Origin of the sequence: Acrocarpospora corrugata (assembly GCF_009687845.1) — a bacterium.
Lineage (GTDB): Bacteria > Actinomycetota > Actinomycetes > Streptosporangiales > Streptosporangiaceae > Acrocarpospora > Acrocarpospora corrugata.
On record NZ_BLAD01000066.1, the window covers coordinates 53,876 to 69,624 of the forward strand.

Sequence of the window (15,749 nt, forward strand, 5' to 3'; positions counted from 1 at the left end):
CCGCGAGCCGTACCATGCACGGAAATGTCGTGAAACGCGGACCTCACGCGGGTCACGAGACCCTTCAGACTCTCCCCACCGGCCGGAGGCGGAGCGACGCCGGAAGGCGAGGACGTGACCGATCGCGAGCAGGCCCCGTCGTGGGTGATCAACCCGCACGTGCCCAGCGTGGCGCGGATGTACGACTACTACCTGGGCGGCAAGGACAACTTCGCGGCCGACCGTGAGGCCGCCGAACAGGTCCTCTCGATCATGCCGTACGTGCGGGAGTTCACCCGCGACAACCGCGCCTTCCTGTCCCGCTCGGTCCGGCTCATCGCCGACGCCGGGGTGCGCCAGTTCCTCGACATCGGCTCCGGCCTGCCGACCAGGGAGAACGTGCACCAGGTCGCCCAGCAGAGCGCCCCAGACTCCCGGGTCGTCTACGTCGACAACGACCCGATCGTGCTGGCCCACGGCCGCGCCCTGCTCGCCGAGAACCCGCTCACCACGGTCGTCCAGGCCGACCTGCGCGAGCCGAAGGCCATCCTGGACCACCCCGAGGTGGCCGCCAGGATCGACTTCGGCCAGCCGGTCGCGGTGCTCCTGCTCGCCGTGCTGCACTTCGTGCCCGACGACGACGAGGCCGCCTCGATCGTGGCCCGGCTGCGGGAGCGGCTGGCGCCCGGCAGCTACCTGGTGATCTCGCACGGGCACGCCGGGCGGGTCAGCAAGGAGGACGAGATCCTGGTGACCAGCACGTACAAGGCCACCAAGACGGGCAACCTGACCCCCAGGACCGCCGACCAGATTCTCGCCTACTTCGAGGGCTTGCAGCTGCTGAAGCCCGGCTTGGTGCCGGTGGAGGCCTGGCGGCCGGAGTACGAGGACGTCAAGCCGAACTGGGACCGGGCCGGCTTCCTCGGCGGCGTCGGCCACCTGACCTGAGGGCCGGTCGTGCTGCCGCCGAGTTTCCTGCTGAGTCCCGAGTTCGCCGCCGATCCGTACCCGCTCCACGCGGAGCTACGTGAGCGCGGCCCGGTGCACGCGATCGAGTTCCCGCCCGGCGCACGCGGCTTCCTGGTGGTCGGCTACGAGCACGGCCGGGCCGCGCTCAGCGATCCTCGCCTGTCCAAGGACACCCGCCACAGCGAACTCCCGGTGCGCGGCGAGCTGTTCTTCGGCGACACCCTGCTCGGCGTCGACCCGCCCGACCACACCCGGCTCCGCGCGCTGGTCGCCAAGGCGTTCACCGCCCGCCGGACGGAGTCGCTGCGCCCCCGTGTGCAGGAGATCGCCGACGCGCTGCTCGACGCCATCGCGGGGGACGGCGAAGCCGACCTGATCGAGTCGTTCGCCTTCCCGCTGCCGATCATCGTCATCTGTGAGCTCATCGGGGTCCCCGCAGCCGACCGGGACGCCATCCGGGCCTGGACGGCCGCCCTCACCGTGCCCAGCCTCTCCGCCGAGGCCACCGCGCGCCGCAGAACCGCCGCCAAGGCCCTGAACGCCTATCTCCGGGACATTCTTGCCGAGCGCCGCCTGGAACCCCAGGACGACCTCCTGACGGCTCTACTGGCTGCCCGGGAAGGCGACGCCCTGCTCGCCGAGGCCGAACTCCTCGGCACGATCGCCTTGATCCTGATCGCCGGCCACGAGACCACCGTCAACCTGATCGGCAACGGCGTCCTGGCCCTGCTCCGCAATCGGGACCAGCGCGCCCTCCTCGCCGCCCGCCCCGACCTCATCCCGGCGGCCGTCGAAGAGTTCCTCCGCTACGACCCCCCGGTCGAGCGCGCCACGCAACGGATCGCCCTCGAAGACCTGGAGATCGCCGGCACCCCGATCCCCCGCGGTTCCTGGGTCCACATCTCGCTGGCCGCCGCCCACCACGATCCGGCCGCCTTCGCGAACCCGTCCCGGCTGGACCTCACCCGCCCAGACAACCGCCACATCGCCTTCGGCCACGGCATCCACCACTGCCTGGGCGCCCCGCTGGCCCGCCTCGAAGGCCAGATCGCCTTCGAGACCCTGCTCCGCCGTCTGCCCACCCTCGAACTCGCCACCGACGACCCGACGTGGGCCGTCAGCGGCTCGATCGTGCGCGGCCTGACCGCCCTGCCCGTCCGTTTCTGAAGCCGGGCGGGCCCCTTTACAAAGCAAGGCCCCGGCGACAGGCACGTCGCCGGGGCCTTGCGAAAGATCAGACCAGTTCCTGGGCGCGGGGCTTGGCGTCGACGCCCGCTTCCTTGCGCTGGTCAACCGTGATCGGGGTGGGAGCCCCGGTCAGCGGGTCGAAGCCCGACGCGGTCTTCGGGAAGGCGATGACGTCGCGGATCGAGTCGCCGCCCGACAGCAGCATGCAGACCCGGTCCCAGCCGTAGGCGATGCCTCCGTGCGGGGGCGGGCCGTACTTGAAGGCTTCGAGCAGGAAGCCGAACTTGCTCTCGGCCTCCTCCTTGGAGATGCCCAGCACGGCGAAGACGCGCTCCTGCATCTCGGCGCGGTGGATCCGGATCGAGCCGCCGCCGATCTCCATGCCGTTGCAGACCATGTCGTAGGCGTAGGCGAGCGCCTCGCCCGGGTGGTCCTGGAAGTCGTCGGCCCACTCCGGCTTGGGGCCGGTGAACGGGTGGTGCACGGCGGTCCAGCCGCCCTCGCCGTCCTCCTCGAACATGGGGGCGTCCACCACCCACAGGAAGGACCACTGGGACTCGTCGATCAGGCCGCAGCGGCGGCCGATCTCCAGGCGGGCCGCGCCCAGCAGGTCACGGGCGGCGCGGGCCGGGCCGGCCGCGAAGAAGATCGCGTCGCCGACCTTGGCGCCGGTGGCGGCGGCCAGGCCGGAGATCTCCTCCTCCGACAGGTTCTTGGCCACCGGGCCGCCGAAGCCGTCCTCCTGGACCAGCACGTACGCCAGGCCGCGCGCGCCGCGCGACTTGGCCCAGTCCTGCCAGCCGTCCAGCTCCTTGCGGGTCTGGGAGGCGCCGCCGGGCATCACGATCGCGCCGACGTGCGCGGCCTGGAACACCCGGAAGGTGGTCTTGGCGAAGTACTCGGTGAGGTCGACCAGTTCGCAGCCGAAGCGCAGGTCCGGCTTGTCGGAGCCGTACCGGGCCATCGCCTCGGCGTAGGTGATCCGGGGCAGCGGGCGCGGCATGGTGTAGCCGACGGTCTCCTGCCAGACCCGGGACATGATGGCCTCGCCGAGCTCCATCACGTCGTCCTGGTCGACGAAGGACATCTCGATGTCGATCTGGGTGAACTCGGGCTGCCGGTCGGCGCGCAGGTCCTCGTCCCGGAAACACTTGGTCAGCTGGTAGTAGCGCTCCAGGCCGGCCACCATGAGCAGCTGCTTGAACAGCTGCGGCGACTGCGGCAGCGCGTACCAGTTGCCGGGCTGGAGCCGCACCGGGACCAGGAAGTCGCGCGCGCCCTCGGGCGTGGACCTGGTCAGGTTGGGCGTCTCCACGTAGACGAAGTTCCGCTCCCGCATCACCTCGTGCACCAGGTAGGTGGCCTGGGAGCGGGTCCGCAGCGCGTCGCCGACCTGCTGGCGGCGGATGTCCAGGTAGCGGTAGCGCAGCCGGGCCTCCTCCGAGACGCCGGCGTTCCCCTCGATCGGGAACGGCAGCGGCGCGGCCTCGCTCAGCACCTCCACCCGGGAGGCGACGACCTCGATCGCGCCGGTCGGCAGGTCGGGGTTGTCGTTGCCCTCCGGCCGGACCCGCACCTCGCCGACGACCTTCACGCAGTATTCGGAGCGCAGCCCGTGCGCGTCGTCCTCCTCGCGGAAGACCACCTGGGCCGAGCCGGAGGCGTCGCGCAGGTCGATGAACACCACGCCGCCGTGGTCACGGCGGCGTGCTACCCAGCCCGCCAGCGTCACCTGCCGGCCGGCATGCTCCGGACGAAGCGTTCCTGCTTCGTGGGTGCGGATCACGAGAGTTTCCCTTTCAGGACGTCGGCGACCTCGGCAATCGGCACCGCGGTCTGCTCAGCAGTGGTCAGATCTTTCACTTGTACGGCTCCCGCCGCCAGATCCCGATCCCCGAGGATAAGGGCGAACCGGGCGCCGCTGCGGTCGGCGGCCTTCATGGCCCCCTTCACCCCGCGCCCCCCGAAGGCCATGTCGGCCGAGAGCCCGGCCCGCCGCAACGCCACGACCAGGCCGAACACCGCCCGCCTGGCCTCCTCGCCGAGCGGCACCGCGAACACGTCGACGGTGGCCGGCTGGGCGTCGAACAGCCCTTCCGCCTCCATCGCCAGCACGGTGCGGTCCACCCCGAGCGCCCACCCGACGCTGGGCAGCGGCGGCCCGCCGATCATCTCGCTCAGCCCGTCGTAGCGGCCCCCGCCGCCGACCGCGGACTGCGACCCGAGCCCGTCGTGCAGGAACTCGAAGGTGGTCCTGGTGTAGTAGTCCAGGCCGCGCACCAGCCGGGGATCGTCGGTGTAGGTCACCCCGGCGGCGGTCAGCAGCGTGCGCACCTCTTCGTGGTAGGCCTTGCAGGCCCCGCACAGGTGGTCGGTCACCAGCGGCGCCCCCGCCAGCTGGGCCTGCACCTCGGGGCGTTTGTCGTCCAGCACCCGGAGCGGGTTGATCTCGATCCGCTGCCGGGTCTGCTCGTCCAGGTCGAGCCCGCGCAGGAAGTCCTGCAGCGCGGCCCGGTAGGCCGGCCGGCACTCCGCGCAGCCCAGCGAGTTGAGCAGCAGCCGCACCCCGGTCAGCCCGAGCGCCGCGTAGCCGTCCACCGCCAGCACGATCAGCTCGGCGTCCACGGCCGGGTCCTCGGTGCCGATGGCTTCCGCGCCCACCTGGGAGAAGTGCCGGTAGCGGCCCTTCTGGGCCCGCTCGTAGCGGTAGTAGCTGCCCGAGTACCAGAGTTTGACCGGCAGCGGGCCGCCGGGCAGGCCGTGCTCCAGCACGGCCCGGACCACCGAGGCGGTCCCCTCCGGGCGGAGCGTGATGGACCGCCCGCCCTTGTCGACGAAGGTGTACATCTCCTTCGTCACGATGTCGGTGGACTCGCCGACCCCGCGGGAGAACAGACCGGTGTCCTCGAACGCGGGCGTCTCGATGTAGCCGTACCCGGCCCTGCGGGCGGGCGCGGACAGCGCGTCGCGGACGGCGAGCACGCGCTCGGAGCGCGGCGGCATCCAGTCGAAGGTGCCTTTGGGCGCCTGAAAGCTCATTACAGTCCCCTGTGAGGGCCACGCGCGGGCGGCAACTCCTGAAGGTAGGGGTTGACGGCCCGCTCGCGGCCGATGGTCGTCTGTGGTCCATGGCCGGGCAGCACGGCCGTCTCGTCCGGCAGCGTCATCGTGGCGGCGAGGCTGCTCATCATGGCCGAGTGGTCGCCGCCCGGGAGATCGGTGCGGCCGATCGAACCGGCGAACAGCAGATCGCCGGAGAACAAGACCGGGGGGATCTCCTCGGCCGGGGGCAGCCGGAACGTCACCGAGCCCCGGGTGTGCCCGGGGCGGTGATCGACGGTCAGCTCCAGGCCGGCGAGTTTCAGGGTCGCGCCGTCGGTCAGCTCGCGCACGTCGTCGGGCTCGCTCAGTTCGAGGCCGCCGAACAGCTGGCTGGCCTGCGCCGAGATCCCCTTGGCCGGATCGGTGAGAAGTTCACGGTCGTCCGGATGAATCCATGCAGGAATGTCCCGGGCTCCGCAGACCGGCGCGACCGACCAGACGTGATCGAGGTGACCGTGCGTCAGCACGACCGCGACGGGCTTGAGCCGGTGCTCGCGCAGCACCTCGTCCAGCTCCCCGACAGCGTCCTGACCTGGGTCGACGACCACGCACTCGGCACCGGCCCCGGGCGCGATCACATAACAATTTGCCTGGAAGGACCCAGCGGGGAACGCGGCGATCAACAACGGAGAGGCCTCGATGTCTCAAGGATTGCGCGAGCGAATGTAACCGAAGGGTACCGGTGCGGGTCGGCGGGCTGCGAACTAATACCTGTGTGCCGATACGATTCGCCCACCTCAATAGTCATTCTTGGACAGTCGGGAGGACGAAGTGGTCAGCGGTAAGGACCGCCAGAAGCAACTCGCGCGCGAGCATTACGAGCGCCAGCAGACCACGCGCGTTCAGCGGGAGCGCGCCGCCAAGCGGACCGCGGCCATCGGCACCACCGTCGGCGTCCTGGTGGTGGTCGGCGGCATCGTGGCCGCGGCGACCCTGCTGGGCGGCGGCGACGACGAGGTGACGGCGGCGACGCCCACCGACACCGCGGTGCCCTCGGCGAGCGCGCCCGCCGCCGGGCCGAAGGCCTACGATCCGGCCTCGGGCACCTGCGAGTACCAGCCGGACGGGCAGGCGGCCAAGGACGTCGGCCAGCCCCCCGCGAAGGTGGCCGCGCAGCCCGCGACGATGACCATCAAGACCAGCCTGGGCGTGATCGAGGCCAGCCTGGACGGCGCGAAGGCGCCCTGCACGGTCGGCTCGTTCCAGTTCCTGGCCGAGAAGAAGTACTTCAACGACACCAAGTGTCACCGCCTGACCACCGAGGGCATCAAGGTGCTCCAGTGCGGCGACCCGACGGCGTCGGGCAGCGGCGGCCCCGGCTACCGCTTCACGGACGAGAACCTGGAAGGCGCCAGCTACAAGCGCGGCGTGCTGGCCATGGCCAACAGCGGCCCTGGCACCAACGGCAGCCAGTTCTTCATCGTGTACGGCGACGAGACCGACTCACTCCCCGACTCCTACACCCCCTTCGGCACGATCACCAAGGGCATCGAACTGGTGGACCAGGTGGCCAAGGACGGGGTCGAGGGCGGCGGCGGCGACGGCCCGCCGAAGACGGCTGTCGACATCAAAGACGTGACAATTACCGGCAAGAGCTGACGTAATACAACCAAGGGCCGTTTGCGCCCTGGAGGCTGATTCGAGTGCGGGAGGACACGGTGACCACCGACCCGTGGGGCCGGGTAGACGACGACGGCACCGTCTACGTGCGTACGGCTGAGGGAGAACGGGCCGTCGGGTCCTGGCAGGCCGGTGAACCGGAAGAGGCGCTGGCCTACTTCCACCGCAAGTTCGACGAGCTGGCCGGCCAGGTCCAGCTGCTCGAACAGCGGGTCCGGGGCACCGATCTGCCGCCCGCGCAGGCCGAGGCGAGCATCCTCAAGCTCCGCGAGGCGGTTGCGGAGGCGCACGCGGTCGGCGATCTCGGCTCGCTCAACGATCGCCTCGGGGCGCTGACCGAACTGGTCGGCAAGCGCCGCGAGGAGGTCCGGGCGGCCCGGGACCAGGCCAGGTCGCAGGCCAAGGAGATCAAGGAACGGATCGTCGCCGAGGCGGAGCGGATCGCCGAGGACGCCACCCACTGGAAGTCCGGCGGCGAGCGGCTGCGGCAGCTGGTCGAGGAGTGGAAGGCGGCCGAGCGGATCGACCGCGCCACCGAGGCCGGCCTGTGGAAGCGGCTGTCCACCGCCAGGACGGCGTTCGCGAAGCGGCGTAAGGCGTACTTCTCCTCGCTGGACGAGCAGCGCGACCAGGTGCGCGGCGAGAAGGAGCGGATCGTCATCGAGGCCGAGGCACTGGCCTCCTCGACCGACTGGAACGCCACCGCCGCCTCCTACCGCGAGCTGATGCGGCAGTGGAAGTCGGCCGGGCGGGCCTCCCGCGAGGCCGAGGACGACCTGTGGAACCGCTTCAAGGGCGCCCAGGACCTGTTCTTCCAGGCCAGGTCCGCGGTGTTCGCCGAGCGGGACGCCTCGTTCGCCGCCAACGCGGAGGCCAAGGAGCAGCTGCTGGTGGACGCGGAGAAGATCCTCCCGGTCACCGACGTGCGGGCGGCGCGGAACGCGCTGCGCGCCCTGGTGGAGCGCTGGGAGGCCGTCGGCCCGGTGCCGCGCGAGCAGCGGGACCGGCTGGAGGGCGGCCTGCGCAAGGTCGACGACGCGGTCCGCAAGGCCGAGGAGGAGCAGTGGAAGCGCTCCAACCCGGAGGCCAGGGCGCGCGCCCAGGACACGGTGAACCAGCTGCGGAAGTCGATCGAGCAGCTGGAGGGCCGGCTGGCGAAGGCGCAGCCGGGCAGCAAGGCCGCCAAGGAGGCCGAGGAGTCGATCGCGGCCCGGCGGTCCTGGCTGCAGGAGGCCGAGCGCACGCTGGCCGAGTTCTCCTGATCAGCTCATGACGGAGCCCCCGCCGGTCGGCGGGGGCTTTCGTCTGTTACGAGGTGACCCGGTAGACGTCGTAGACGCCCTGGATGGTGCGGACGGCCTTCAGGACGTGGCCGAGGTGTTTGGGGTCGCCCATCTCGAAGGTGAACTTGCTGACCGCGACGCGGTCCCTGGAGGTGGTCACCGACGCCGACAGGATGTTCACGTGCTGGTCGGAGAGGGTCCTGGTGACGTCGGAGAGCAGGCGGGGCCGGTCGAGGGCCTCGACCTGGATGGCCACCAGGAACACCGAGTCGTCGCCCGGCGACCAGGCGACCTCGACCAGGCGGTCGGGCTGCTCGCGTAGCTGGCCTACGTTGGCGCAGTCCACGCGGTGCACCGAGACGCCGTGGCCTCGGGTGACGAAGCCGATGATGTCGTCGCCCGGGACCGGGGTGCAGCAGCGGGAGAGGCGTACCCAGACGTCAGGGTCGCCGGCCACTATGACACCCGCGTTGGAATTGGCCCTGGGGCGGCCCGTGAGCCGCGTGACGACCGAAGCCTCGGCGATGTCCTCCTCGGCCCCTTCGACGCCGCCCAGGGCCTGTACGAGCTTCTGTACGACGCTCTGGGCCGCGATGTGGCCCTCGCCAACGGCCGCGTATAGGGCCGATACATCCGGATACCGCAGATCCCGGGCCAGCGCCAGCAGCGCCTCCCCCGACATCAGCCGCTGCAACGGCAGACCCTGCTTGCGCATCGCCCGGCCGATGGCCTCTTTGCCCGCCTCGATCGCGGTCTCGCGCCGCTCCTTCGAGAACCACTGGCGGATCTTGTTACGCGCCCGCCCGCTCTTGACGAACTTCAGCCAGTCCCGCGAAGGACCGGCGTCCGGCGACTTGGAGGTGAAGATCTCCACCGTGTCGCCGTTGCTGAGCCTGGACTCCAGCGGCACCAGCCGCCCGTTCACCCGGGCGCCGATACATCGGTGCCCGACCTCGGTGTGCACCGCGTACGCGAAGTCGACCGGGGTGGCGCCGTCGGGGAGGGCCACCACCTGGCCGCGCGGGGTGAAGACGAACACCTCGGAGACCGACAGGTCGAAGCGGAGCGACTCCAGGAACTCGCCCGGGTCGGAGGTCTCCTTCTGCCAGTCCAGCAGCTGGCGCAGCCAGGCCATGTCGTTGACCTCCTTGACCTTGGCCGGGCCCGAGGTGGTCATCTCCTCCTTGTACTTCCAGTGCGCGGCCACGCCGTACTCCGCGCGGTTGTGCATGGCGCGGGTGCGGATCTGGAGTTCGACCGGTTTGCCCTCCGGGCCGATCACCGTGGTGTGCAGCGACTGGTACATGTTGAACTTGGGCATCGCGATGTAGTCCTTGAACCGGCCGGGGACCGGGTTCCACCGCGCGTGGATCGTTCCGAGCGCGGCGTAGCAGTCGCGGACCGTGTCCACCAGGACCCGGATGCCCACCAGGTCGTAGATGTCGTCGAAGGCGACGCCCCGGGCGATCATCTTCTGGTAGATCGAGTAGTAGTGCTTGGGGCGGCCCTTCACGGCCGCCTTGATCTTGGACTCGCGCAGGTCGCCGGAGACGTTCTCGATCACTTCCTGGAGGAACAGGTCGCGGCGCGGGGCCCGCTCGGACACCATCCTGGCGATCTCGTCATACCGCTTCGGGTAGAGCATGGCGAACGCGAGGTCCTCCAGCTCCCACTTGATGGTGTTCATGCCCAGCCGGTGCGCCAGCGGCGCGAAGATCTCCAGCGTCTCCCGGGACTTCTGCTGCCGCTTGTGCTCCGGCATGTAACGCATGGTGCGCATGTTGTGCAGCCGGTCGGCGAGCTTGATCACCAGGACCCGGATGTCGCGGGACATCGCCACGACCATCTTGCGCACGGTCTCGGCCTGCGCGGCGTCGCCGAACTTGACCTTGTCCAGCTTGGTCACGCCGTCGACCAGCTGCCCGATGCTCTCGCCGAAGTCGGCGCGCAGCTCGTCCAGGCTGTAGGCGGTGTCCTCCACCGTGTCGTGCAGCAGGGCGGCGCACAGGGTCTCGTCGTCGGTGCCCAGTTCGGCCAGGATGGTGGCCACCGCCAGCGGGTGGGTGATGTAGGGGTCCCCGCTCTTGCGGACCTGGTCGCGGTGGTGGAAGGCGGCCACGTCGTAGGCGCGTTCGATCAGGCGCAGGTCGGCCTTCGGGTGGCTGGCCCGCACCGTCTTGAACAATGGCTCCAGAACCGGATTCATCGCCCCCCACTGCCCCCCGAACCGCGCGAGCCTGCGTCGGACGGCCGGCGCAGGCTTCTCCCCTGACTTCTCCCCTTCGTCTACTCCAACGTCACGCGAACGGGAATCACTTCCGGGGCCGGGGGCGGGACCGGCTTCCGCGGCCTCCGCGCGCGGCTCCACCGGCGCGGGCTCCGCGGGCGCGGCGGAGGTCACGCTGTCGGGGGCGACCACATCACGGGGCACACAGACTCCTTAAAGCGTCGAGTCCAGGCCCCAAGTCTATCGGTGCCGCCGGGGCCGGGAATCAGACGGTCACCAGGGACCGGACGTCGAGGCCGGCCAGCTTCTCCCGGCCGGCCAGGAAGGACAGCTCCATCAGGAACGAGACGCCGACCACCTGCGCCCCGGTCCGCCTGACCAGGTCCACGGTCGCGGCGGCCGTGCCGCCGGTGGCGAGCACGTCGTCCACGATCAGCACCCGCTCGCCGGGGGCGAGCGCGTCGGTGTGCATCTCGAGCGTGGCGGAGCCGTACTCCAGATCGTAGGACTCCTCGAAGGTTTCGGCAGGCAGTTTGCCCTTCTTACGGACCGGAACGAAACCCGCGGCGTTCCGGATCGCGACCGGGGCGGCCAGGATGAAGCCGCGGGCCTCGATGCCGACGACCTTGTCGAAGGCGTATCCGGCGGACAGCCCGTCCACGACCATGGTGAACGCGGCCGGCTCGGCCAGCAGCGGAGTGATGTCCTTGAAAAGAATGCCCGGCTTGGGGTAGTCCGGGATGTCCCTGATCAGCGAGATCCAATCGGTCACCCGCCCACCTTAAGGCACGCCTTAAACATCGCACACCCCGCGTCCCAGACCGGGGACGCGGGGTGTGCGAAAGCGATCGGTGTTACTTCTTGGGCTTGTCCTTCGCCGCGCCGACCGGCTCCTTCTTGGCCTTGGCGGGGCTCTTCGCGGTGGCCTGCTTGGCCTCGGAGGCCTCGCGCTGCGCCACCCGGCGGGCCAGCGCCTGCCACTGCGGCTCCCGCTCCTTGAGCGACACCAGTATCGGCGTCGCCACGCAGATCGAGGAGTACGTGCCGACCAGCATGCCGACGAACAGCGCCAGCGACAGGTCCTTCAGCGTGCCCGCGCCGAGCAGCGTGGTGCCGATGAACAGGATCGCCGCCACTGGCAGGATCGCGACCAGCGAGGTGTTCAGCGACCGGATCAGGGTGTGACTGAGCGCGTTGTTGGCGGCCTGGGTGTACGTCATCTTGGCCGACGTCCCCAGCTTCCCGGTCACCTCCTTGATCATGTCGAACACCACGACCGCGTCGTACAGCGAGTAGCCGAGGATGGTGAGGAAGCCCAGCATGGTCGCCGGGGTCACCTCGAAGCCCGACCACGCGTACACGCCCGCGGTGATCACCAGGTCGTGCAGCAGCGCGACGATGGCCGCCAGGGCCATCTGCCACTCGAACGCGAAGGTCAGATACGCCATGATCGCGATCATGAACACGATCAGGCCGTACACGGCCTTCTCGGAGACCTCGCCGCCCCAGGTCGCGCCGATGACCTGCGAGCTGACCTGGTTCTCCGCCACCCCGAACTCGGTCGAGATGGCCTTCTGAACCTTGGTCACCTCGGCGGTCGACAGGCTCTCCGTGGTGACCCGCCAGTTGGCGGTGCCCGCCTCCTGGACGATGATCTGGTGCACCCCGGCGTCGCCGACGGTGGCCCGGACCGTCTCCACGGTGGAGGTCGGCGTGCGGGCGAAGTCGAAGACCGAGCCGCCCCGGAACTCCACGCCCAGGTTGAGGCCCTGGTTGATGATCAGTCCGGCGATGGACACGATCAGCAGGAAGGCCGACAGGCCGTACCAGATCTTGCGCTTGCCGACGAAATCGATGTTGATGTCGCCGCGGTAGAGGCGGCCGATGACGCCCGGCATCATGCCTCCTGGAAGGACTGAGAAGAGGACTCGGGGCGAGCCATGCGTTCGGCGTCCAGGCCGGACAGCTTGTGCCCCTTGGAGAAGAACTTGGTGCGCGCCACCAGCGACATCAGCGGCTTGGTGAACAGGAACACCACCACGACGTCGATCACCGTGGTGAGGCCCATGGCGAACGCGAAGCCCGCCACGTCGCCGACGGCCAGGAAGAACAGCACGACGGCGGCGATGAACATGACCGCGTCGGCCACCAGGATGGTCCGGCGGGCCCGCCGCCAGGCCACCTCGACCGCCGTACGGAGCGAGCGGCGGCCCTCCTTCATCTCGTCTCTCATGCGTTCGAAGAAGACGATGAAGGAGTCCGCGGTGATGCCGATCGAGACCACCAGGCCGATGATGTGCGGGAGCGACAGGCGGAAGCCCGCGTTCTCGCTCAGCACGGTCACCGACAGGTAGGTCACGATGCTGGCCACCGCGAGGCTGGCGATGCCGACGAGGCCGAGGCCCCGGTAGTACAGCAGCAGGTACAGCATGACGATCACGAGGCCGATGGCGCCCGAGATCAGGCCGCCGCGCAGCTGGTCGGCGCCGAGCGTCGAGGACACCGTCACGACCGAGCTGGTCTTGAACTTGAGCGGCAGCGCGCCGTACTTGAGCTGGTCGGCCAGCTCGCTGGCGGTCACCTGGGTGAAGCCGCCGGAGATGCGGGCCCGGCCGCCGGGGATCGCCTCGTTGATGGTCGGCGCGACGATGACCGCGCCGTCCAGCACCGTGGCCAGCTGGTTCCGCGGCTGCGGCAGCGTGGTGATCCGGCGGGTGATGTCGGCGAACTGGGTGGCGCCGGCGCTCTTGAAGTCGACCTGGACGATCCATTCGCCGGTGGTCGGGTCGGTGCCCGCGGACGCGCCCGCGAGCTCGGTGCCCTTGACCGCGGCCTTGTCCAGGATGTACTTGATCTGGCCGCTGGTGTCACACGCCGCGTACTGCTTGTTCGGGTCGTCCTGAACGCCCTGGCCGAAGTTGGTGGCCGAGCACTTCAGGTCCTTGAACTGCTGGAGCGTGGCGGGGTCGATGCCGGAGAGGTCCTGCCCGGCCAGCGGGTCGTCGGCGGGCGGGGTGGTGCCCCGGTCGGTCGGCAGCGGCGAGGGCTCGGCCCCCGGGCTGGCCGACGCGCTCGGCTCCGGCTGGGCGGAACCGCTCGGGGACGGCTGGGTGAGGGCCTTGGCGAGGCTGCGCCCTGCGGGGCTGCCGCTGGGCGAAGGATCGGCGGACACGGCGGGCGTGGCCGCGGGCGTGGCGGCGGGTGAACCGCTGGGCGCGTCGCTGGGCAGCGGGGCCGGCGTGTCCTGGGCCGGGCCGATGGCCAGCACCTGGCGGAAGCGGAGTTCGGCGGTGGTCACCAGCTTCTCCGCCTGCTCCTGACCCGCCCCGGGAATCTGGATCAGGATGTTGGAGCCGGACTTGGCGACCTGTGCGTCGGAGATGCCGGTGCCGTTGACGCGATCACGGATGATGTTGACGGCCCGGTCGAGGCTCTCCTCTGGCGGCGCCTTGTTGTCCAGCGTCTCCGGTGACAGGGTCACCGTGGTGCCGCCGGCCAGGTCCAGGCCGAACTTCGGAATGTACGCCTTTTGCAGGATCGTCGCCGCGCCCATGGCGAGGATGATCGCCAGCAGCACCAGGAGCGTGCGTCCCGGCTTGATCTGGCTACTTGTCGGTGGGGCCACTGGTGGTCAGTCTTTCGGTCAAGGGGTCTTCAATGAGGGTACTCAGGACTTCTTGGAGCTCGAATCCCCCTTCTCAGGGGCGTCTACCACCGCTTCCTCACTCACGGCGTCGTCATCGGCGTCCACCTCGTCGTGCTCGTCGGCCTCATCATGCTCGTCGACCGGCGAGATCACCCGGCCGATGGCGCCCTTGATCCAGCGCGTCTCGACGCCGGGCGCGATCTCCAGCAGCACGTCGTCGTCGGCGAAGCCGGTCACGGTGGCGAACAGGCCCGTCGTCGTCATGACGCGAGAGCCCACCGAGAGCGAGTTCTGCATCGCGACCTGCTCCTGCTGCCGCTTACGCTGCGGCCGGATGAGCAGAAAGTAGAACACCACGATCAGCAGAATGATCGGGAGGAACTGCGCAAGCCCTTCCACGGGGCTCTCCTTCGGTACGAGATGACCGGCCTAACGCGCCGGAGGTCACACAGGTGTACGCCTGCCCGGGCCGTGCCGCTCAGCACGTCAGCCTACACAGCCAGCCAAGCCACGCAGTGTAGGCGAGCGGTTTGAAGCCCGGCAACGAACCCACGTTTAGGCGCGCGGGAAAGTTCCGGGTTCACGCCCTTGCAACCGATCTGTGATCCGTAGCACACCCTATGGCATCCATGTACGCCTTTCGCCCACAGCGGGCCTTCGTGCCCGGTCAGCCGCGTAAAAACTAGCCCTCATCGAAGGTTCCGAACGCCCCCGGCGGCGGCACCAGCCCGAAATGCACCCAGGCGGCGGCGGTCGCCACCCGCCCCCGCGGGGTCCGGGCCAGCAGCCCCTGCCGGACCAGGAACGGCTCGGCCACCACCTCGACCGTCTCCGGCTCCTCCCCCACCGCGACCGCCAGCGTGGACAGCCCGACCGGGCCGCCGCCGAACCGGCGCAGCAGCGCCAGCAGGACGGCCCGGTCCAGCCGGTCCAGGCCCTCGGCGTCCACCTCGTACAGATTGAGCGCGGCGGCGGCGATGTCCCTGGTGATCAGGCCGTCGGCGCGGACGTCGGAGAAGTCGCGGACCCGGCGGAGCAGCCGGTTGGCGATGCGCGGGGTGCCCCGGGAGCGGCCGGCGATCTCCTCGGCGGCCTCGTCCGGCAGGTTCACCCCGAGCAGCCGGGACGAGCGGCGCAGCACCTGCTCCAGCTCGTCCTGCTCGTAGAAGTCCATGTGCGCGGTGAAGCCGAACCGGTCGCGCAGCGGCGCGGGCAGCAGCCCGGCCCTGGTGGTGGCCGCGACCAGGGTGAACGGCGCGATGTCGAGCGGGATCGCGGTCGCGCCGGGGCCCTTGCCGACGATGATGTCGACCCGGAAGTCCTCCATCGCCAGGTACAGCATCTCCTCGGCGGGGCGGGCCATCCGGTGGATCTCGTCGATGAACAGCACTTCGCCGTCGCTGAGCGTGGACAGGATGGCGGCCAGGTCGCCCGCGCGTTCCAGCGCGGGGCCGGAGGTGACCCGGAGCGGCGCGCCCAGCTCGGCCGAGACGATCATGGCGAGGGTGGTCTTGCCGAGGCCGGGCGGGCCGCTCATCAGCACGTGGTCCGGCGGCGTGCCCCGCAGCAGCGCGCTCTGCAGCACCAGGGACAGCTGTTCCCTGACCCTGGCCTGGCCGATGAACTCGCTCAGCCGCTTGGGGCGGAGCGCGGCCTCGATCACCTGCTCGTCGCCCTCGGCGTCGGGCGAGACCAGCTCCCGGTCGAAGCTCACGGCCGCCCTCCCGCTGAAAGA

General features: G+C 70.1%; 13 protein-coding genes. 4 read left to right on the forward strand and 9 right to left on the reverse strand.

Annotation, left to right across the window (positions count from 1 at the left end):
- Nucleotides 1–114 precede the first annotated feature (114 nt).
- Both Acor_RS26180 and Acor_RS26185 read left to right on the forward strand, forming a co-directional pair.
- Entirely contained in the window at nt 115–927 is an 813-nt protein-coding gene (locus tag Acor_RS26180; RefSeq protein ID WP_155339400.1) for an SAM-dependent methyltransferase, read from the forward strand.
- Nucleotides 928–936: 9 nt separating this feature from the next.
- On the forward strand, nt 937–2,115 hold the full coding sequence (locus Acor_RS26185; RefSeq protein ID WP_155339401.1) for a cytochrome P450 family protein: 1,179 nt from the start codon (nt 937–939) through the stop codon (nt 2,113–2,115).
- 67 nt (nt 2,116–2,182) lie between these two features.
- Here Acor_RS26185 and aspS read toward each other — a convergent pair whose 3' ends face one another.
- The 3 genes from aspS to Acor_RS26200 are packed head-to-tail and all read right to left on the reverse strand — an operon-like array spanning nt 2,183 to nt 5,864.
- Nucleotides 2,183–3,922, reverse strand: a complete 1,740-nt coding sequence (gene aspS, locus Acor_RS26190; protein ID WP_155339402.1) for an aspartate--tRNA ligase — start codon at nt 3,920–3,922, stop codon at nt 2,183–2,185.
- The gene (gene hisS / locus Acor_RS26195) at nt 3,919–5,175 is read right to left on the reverse strand and encodes a histidine--tRNA ligase (RefSeq protein ID WP_155339403.1); all 1,257 of its coding nucleotides are present in this window, start codon (nt 5,173–5,175) and stop codon (nt 3,919–3,921) included. Before hisS ends, aspS begins: the two co-directional genes overlap by 4 nt.
- Nucleotides 5,175–5,864 (reverse strand): MBL fold metallo-hydrolase, encoded by a 690-nt coding sequence (locus Acor_RS26200; RefSeq protein WP_155339404.1) that lies wholly within the window; start codon nt 5,862–5,864, stop codon nt 5,175–5,177. The genes hisS and Acor_RS26200 overlap by 1 nt, the downstream gene beginning before the upstream one ends.
- Before the next feature lie 124 nt (nt 5,865–5,988).
- Here Acor_RS26200 and Acor_RS26205 point away from each other — a divergent pair, with 124 nt between their 5' ends.
- Together Acor_RS26205 and Acor_RS26210 are read left to right on the forward strand one after the other, a co-directional pair.
- Nucleotides 5,989–6,837, forward strand: a complete 849-nt coding sequence (locus Acor_RS26205) for a peptidylprolyl isomerase (protein ID WP_246239119.1) — start codon at nt 5,989–5,991, stop codon at nt 6,835–6,837.
- 44 nt (nt 6,838–6,881) lie between these two features.
- Nucleotides 6,882–8,120 (forward strand): DUF349 domain-containing protein, encoded by a 1,239-nt coding sequence (locus Acor_RS26210; RefSeq protein ID WP_246239123.1) that lies wholly within the window; start codon nt 6,882–6,884, stop codon nt 8,118–8,120.
- A 46-nt stretch (nt 8,121–8,166) separates the two neighbouring features.
- Here Acor_RS26210 and Acor_RS26215 read toward each other — a convergent pair whose 3' ends face one another.
- From Acor_RS26215 to ruvB, 6 genes are all read right to left on the reverse strand, one after another.
- Nucleotides 8,167–10,347, reverse strand: a complete 2,181-nt coding sequence (locus Acor_RS26215) for a RelA/SpoT family protein (RefSeq protein ID WP_155339437.1) — start codon at nt 10,345–10,347, stop codon at nt 8,167–8,169.
- Between the two features lie 286 nt (nt 10,348–10,633).
- Nucleotides 10,634–11,140 (reverse strand): adenine phosphoribosyltransferase, encoded by a 507-nt coding sequence (locus Acor_RS26220; protein ID WP_155339405.1) that lies wholly within the window; start codon nt 11,138–11,140, stop codon nt 10,634–10,636.
- A gap of 82 nt (nt 11,141–11,222) precedes the next feature.
- Nucleotides 11,223–12,269, reverse strand: a complete 1,047-nt coding sequence (gene secF, locus Acor_RS26225) for a protein translocase subunit SecF (RefSeq protein WP_308805689.1) — start codon at nt 12,267–12,269, stop codon at nt 11,223–11,225.
- On the reverse strand, nt 12,266–13,993 hold the full coding sequence (gene secD / locus Acor_RS26230) for a protein translocase subunit SecD (RefSeq protein ID WP_308805690.1): 1,728 nt from the start codon (nt 13,991–13,993) through the stop codon (nt 12,266–12,268). Before secD ends, secF begins: the two co-directional genes overlap by 4 nt.
- A gap of 42 nt (nt 13,994–14,035) precedes the next feature.
- Nucleotides 14,036–14,413, reverse strand: coding sequence for a preprotein translocase subunit YajC (gene yajC, locus Acor_RS26235; RefSeq protein WP_155339406.1), 378 nt, complete (start codon nt 14,411–14,413; stop codon nt 14,036–14,038).
- A 283-nt stretch (nt 14,414–14,696) separates the two neighbouring features.
- A complete protein-coding gene (gene ruvB / locus Acor_RS26240; protein ID WP_155339407.1) occupies nt 14,697–15,728 on the reverse strand; it encodes a Holliday junction branch migration DNA helicase RuvB in 1,032 nt (343 codons plus the stop codon).
- Nucleotides 15,729–15,749: the final 21 nt, after the last annotated feature.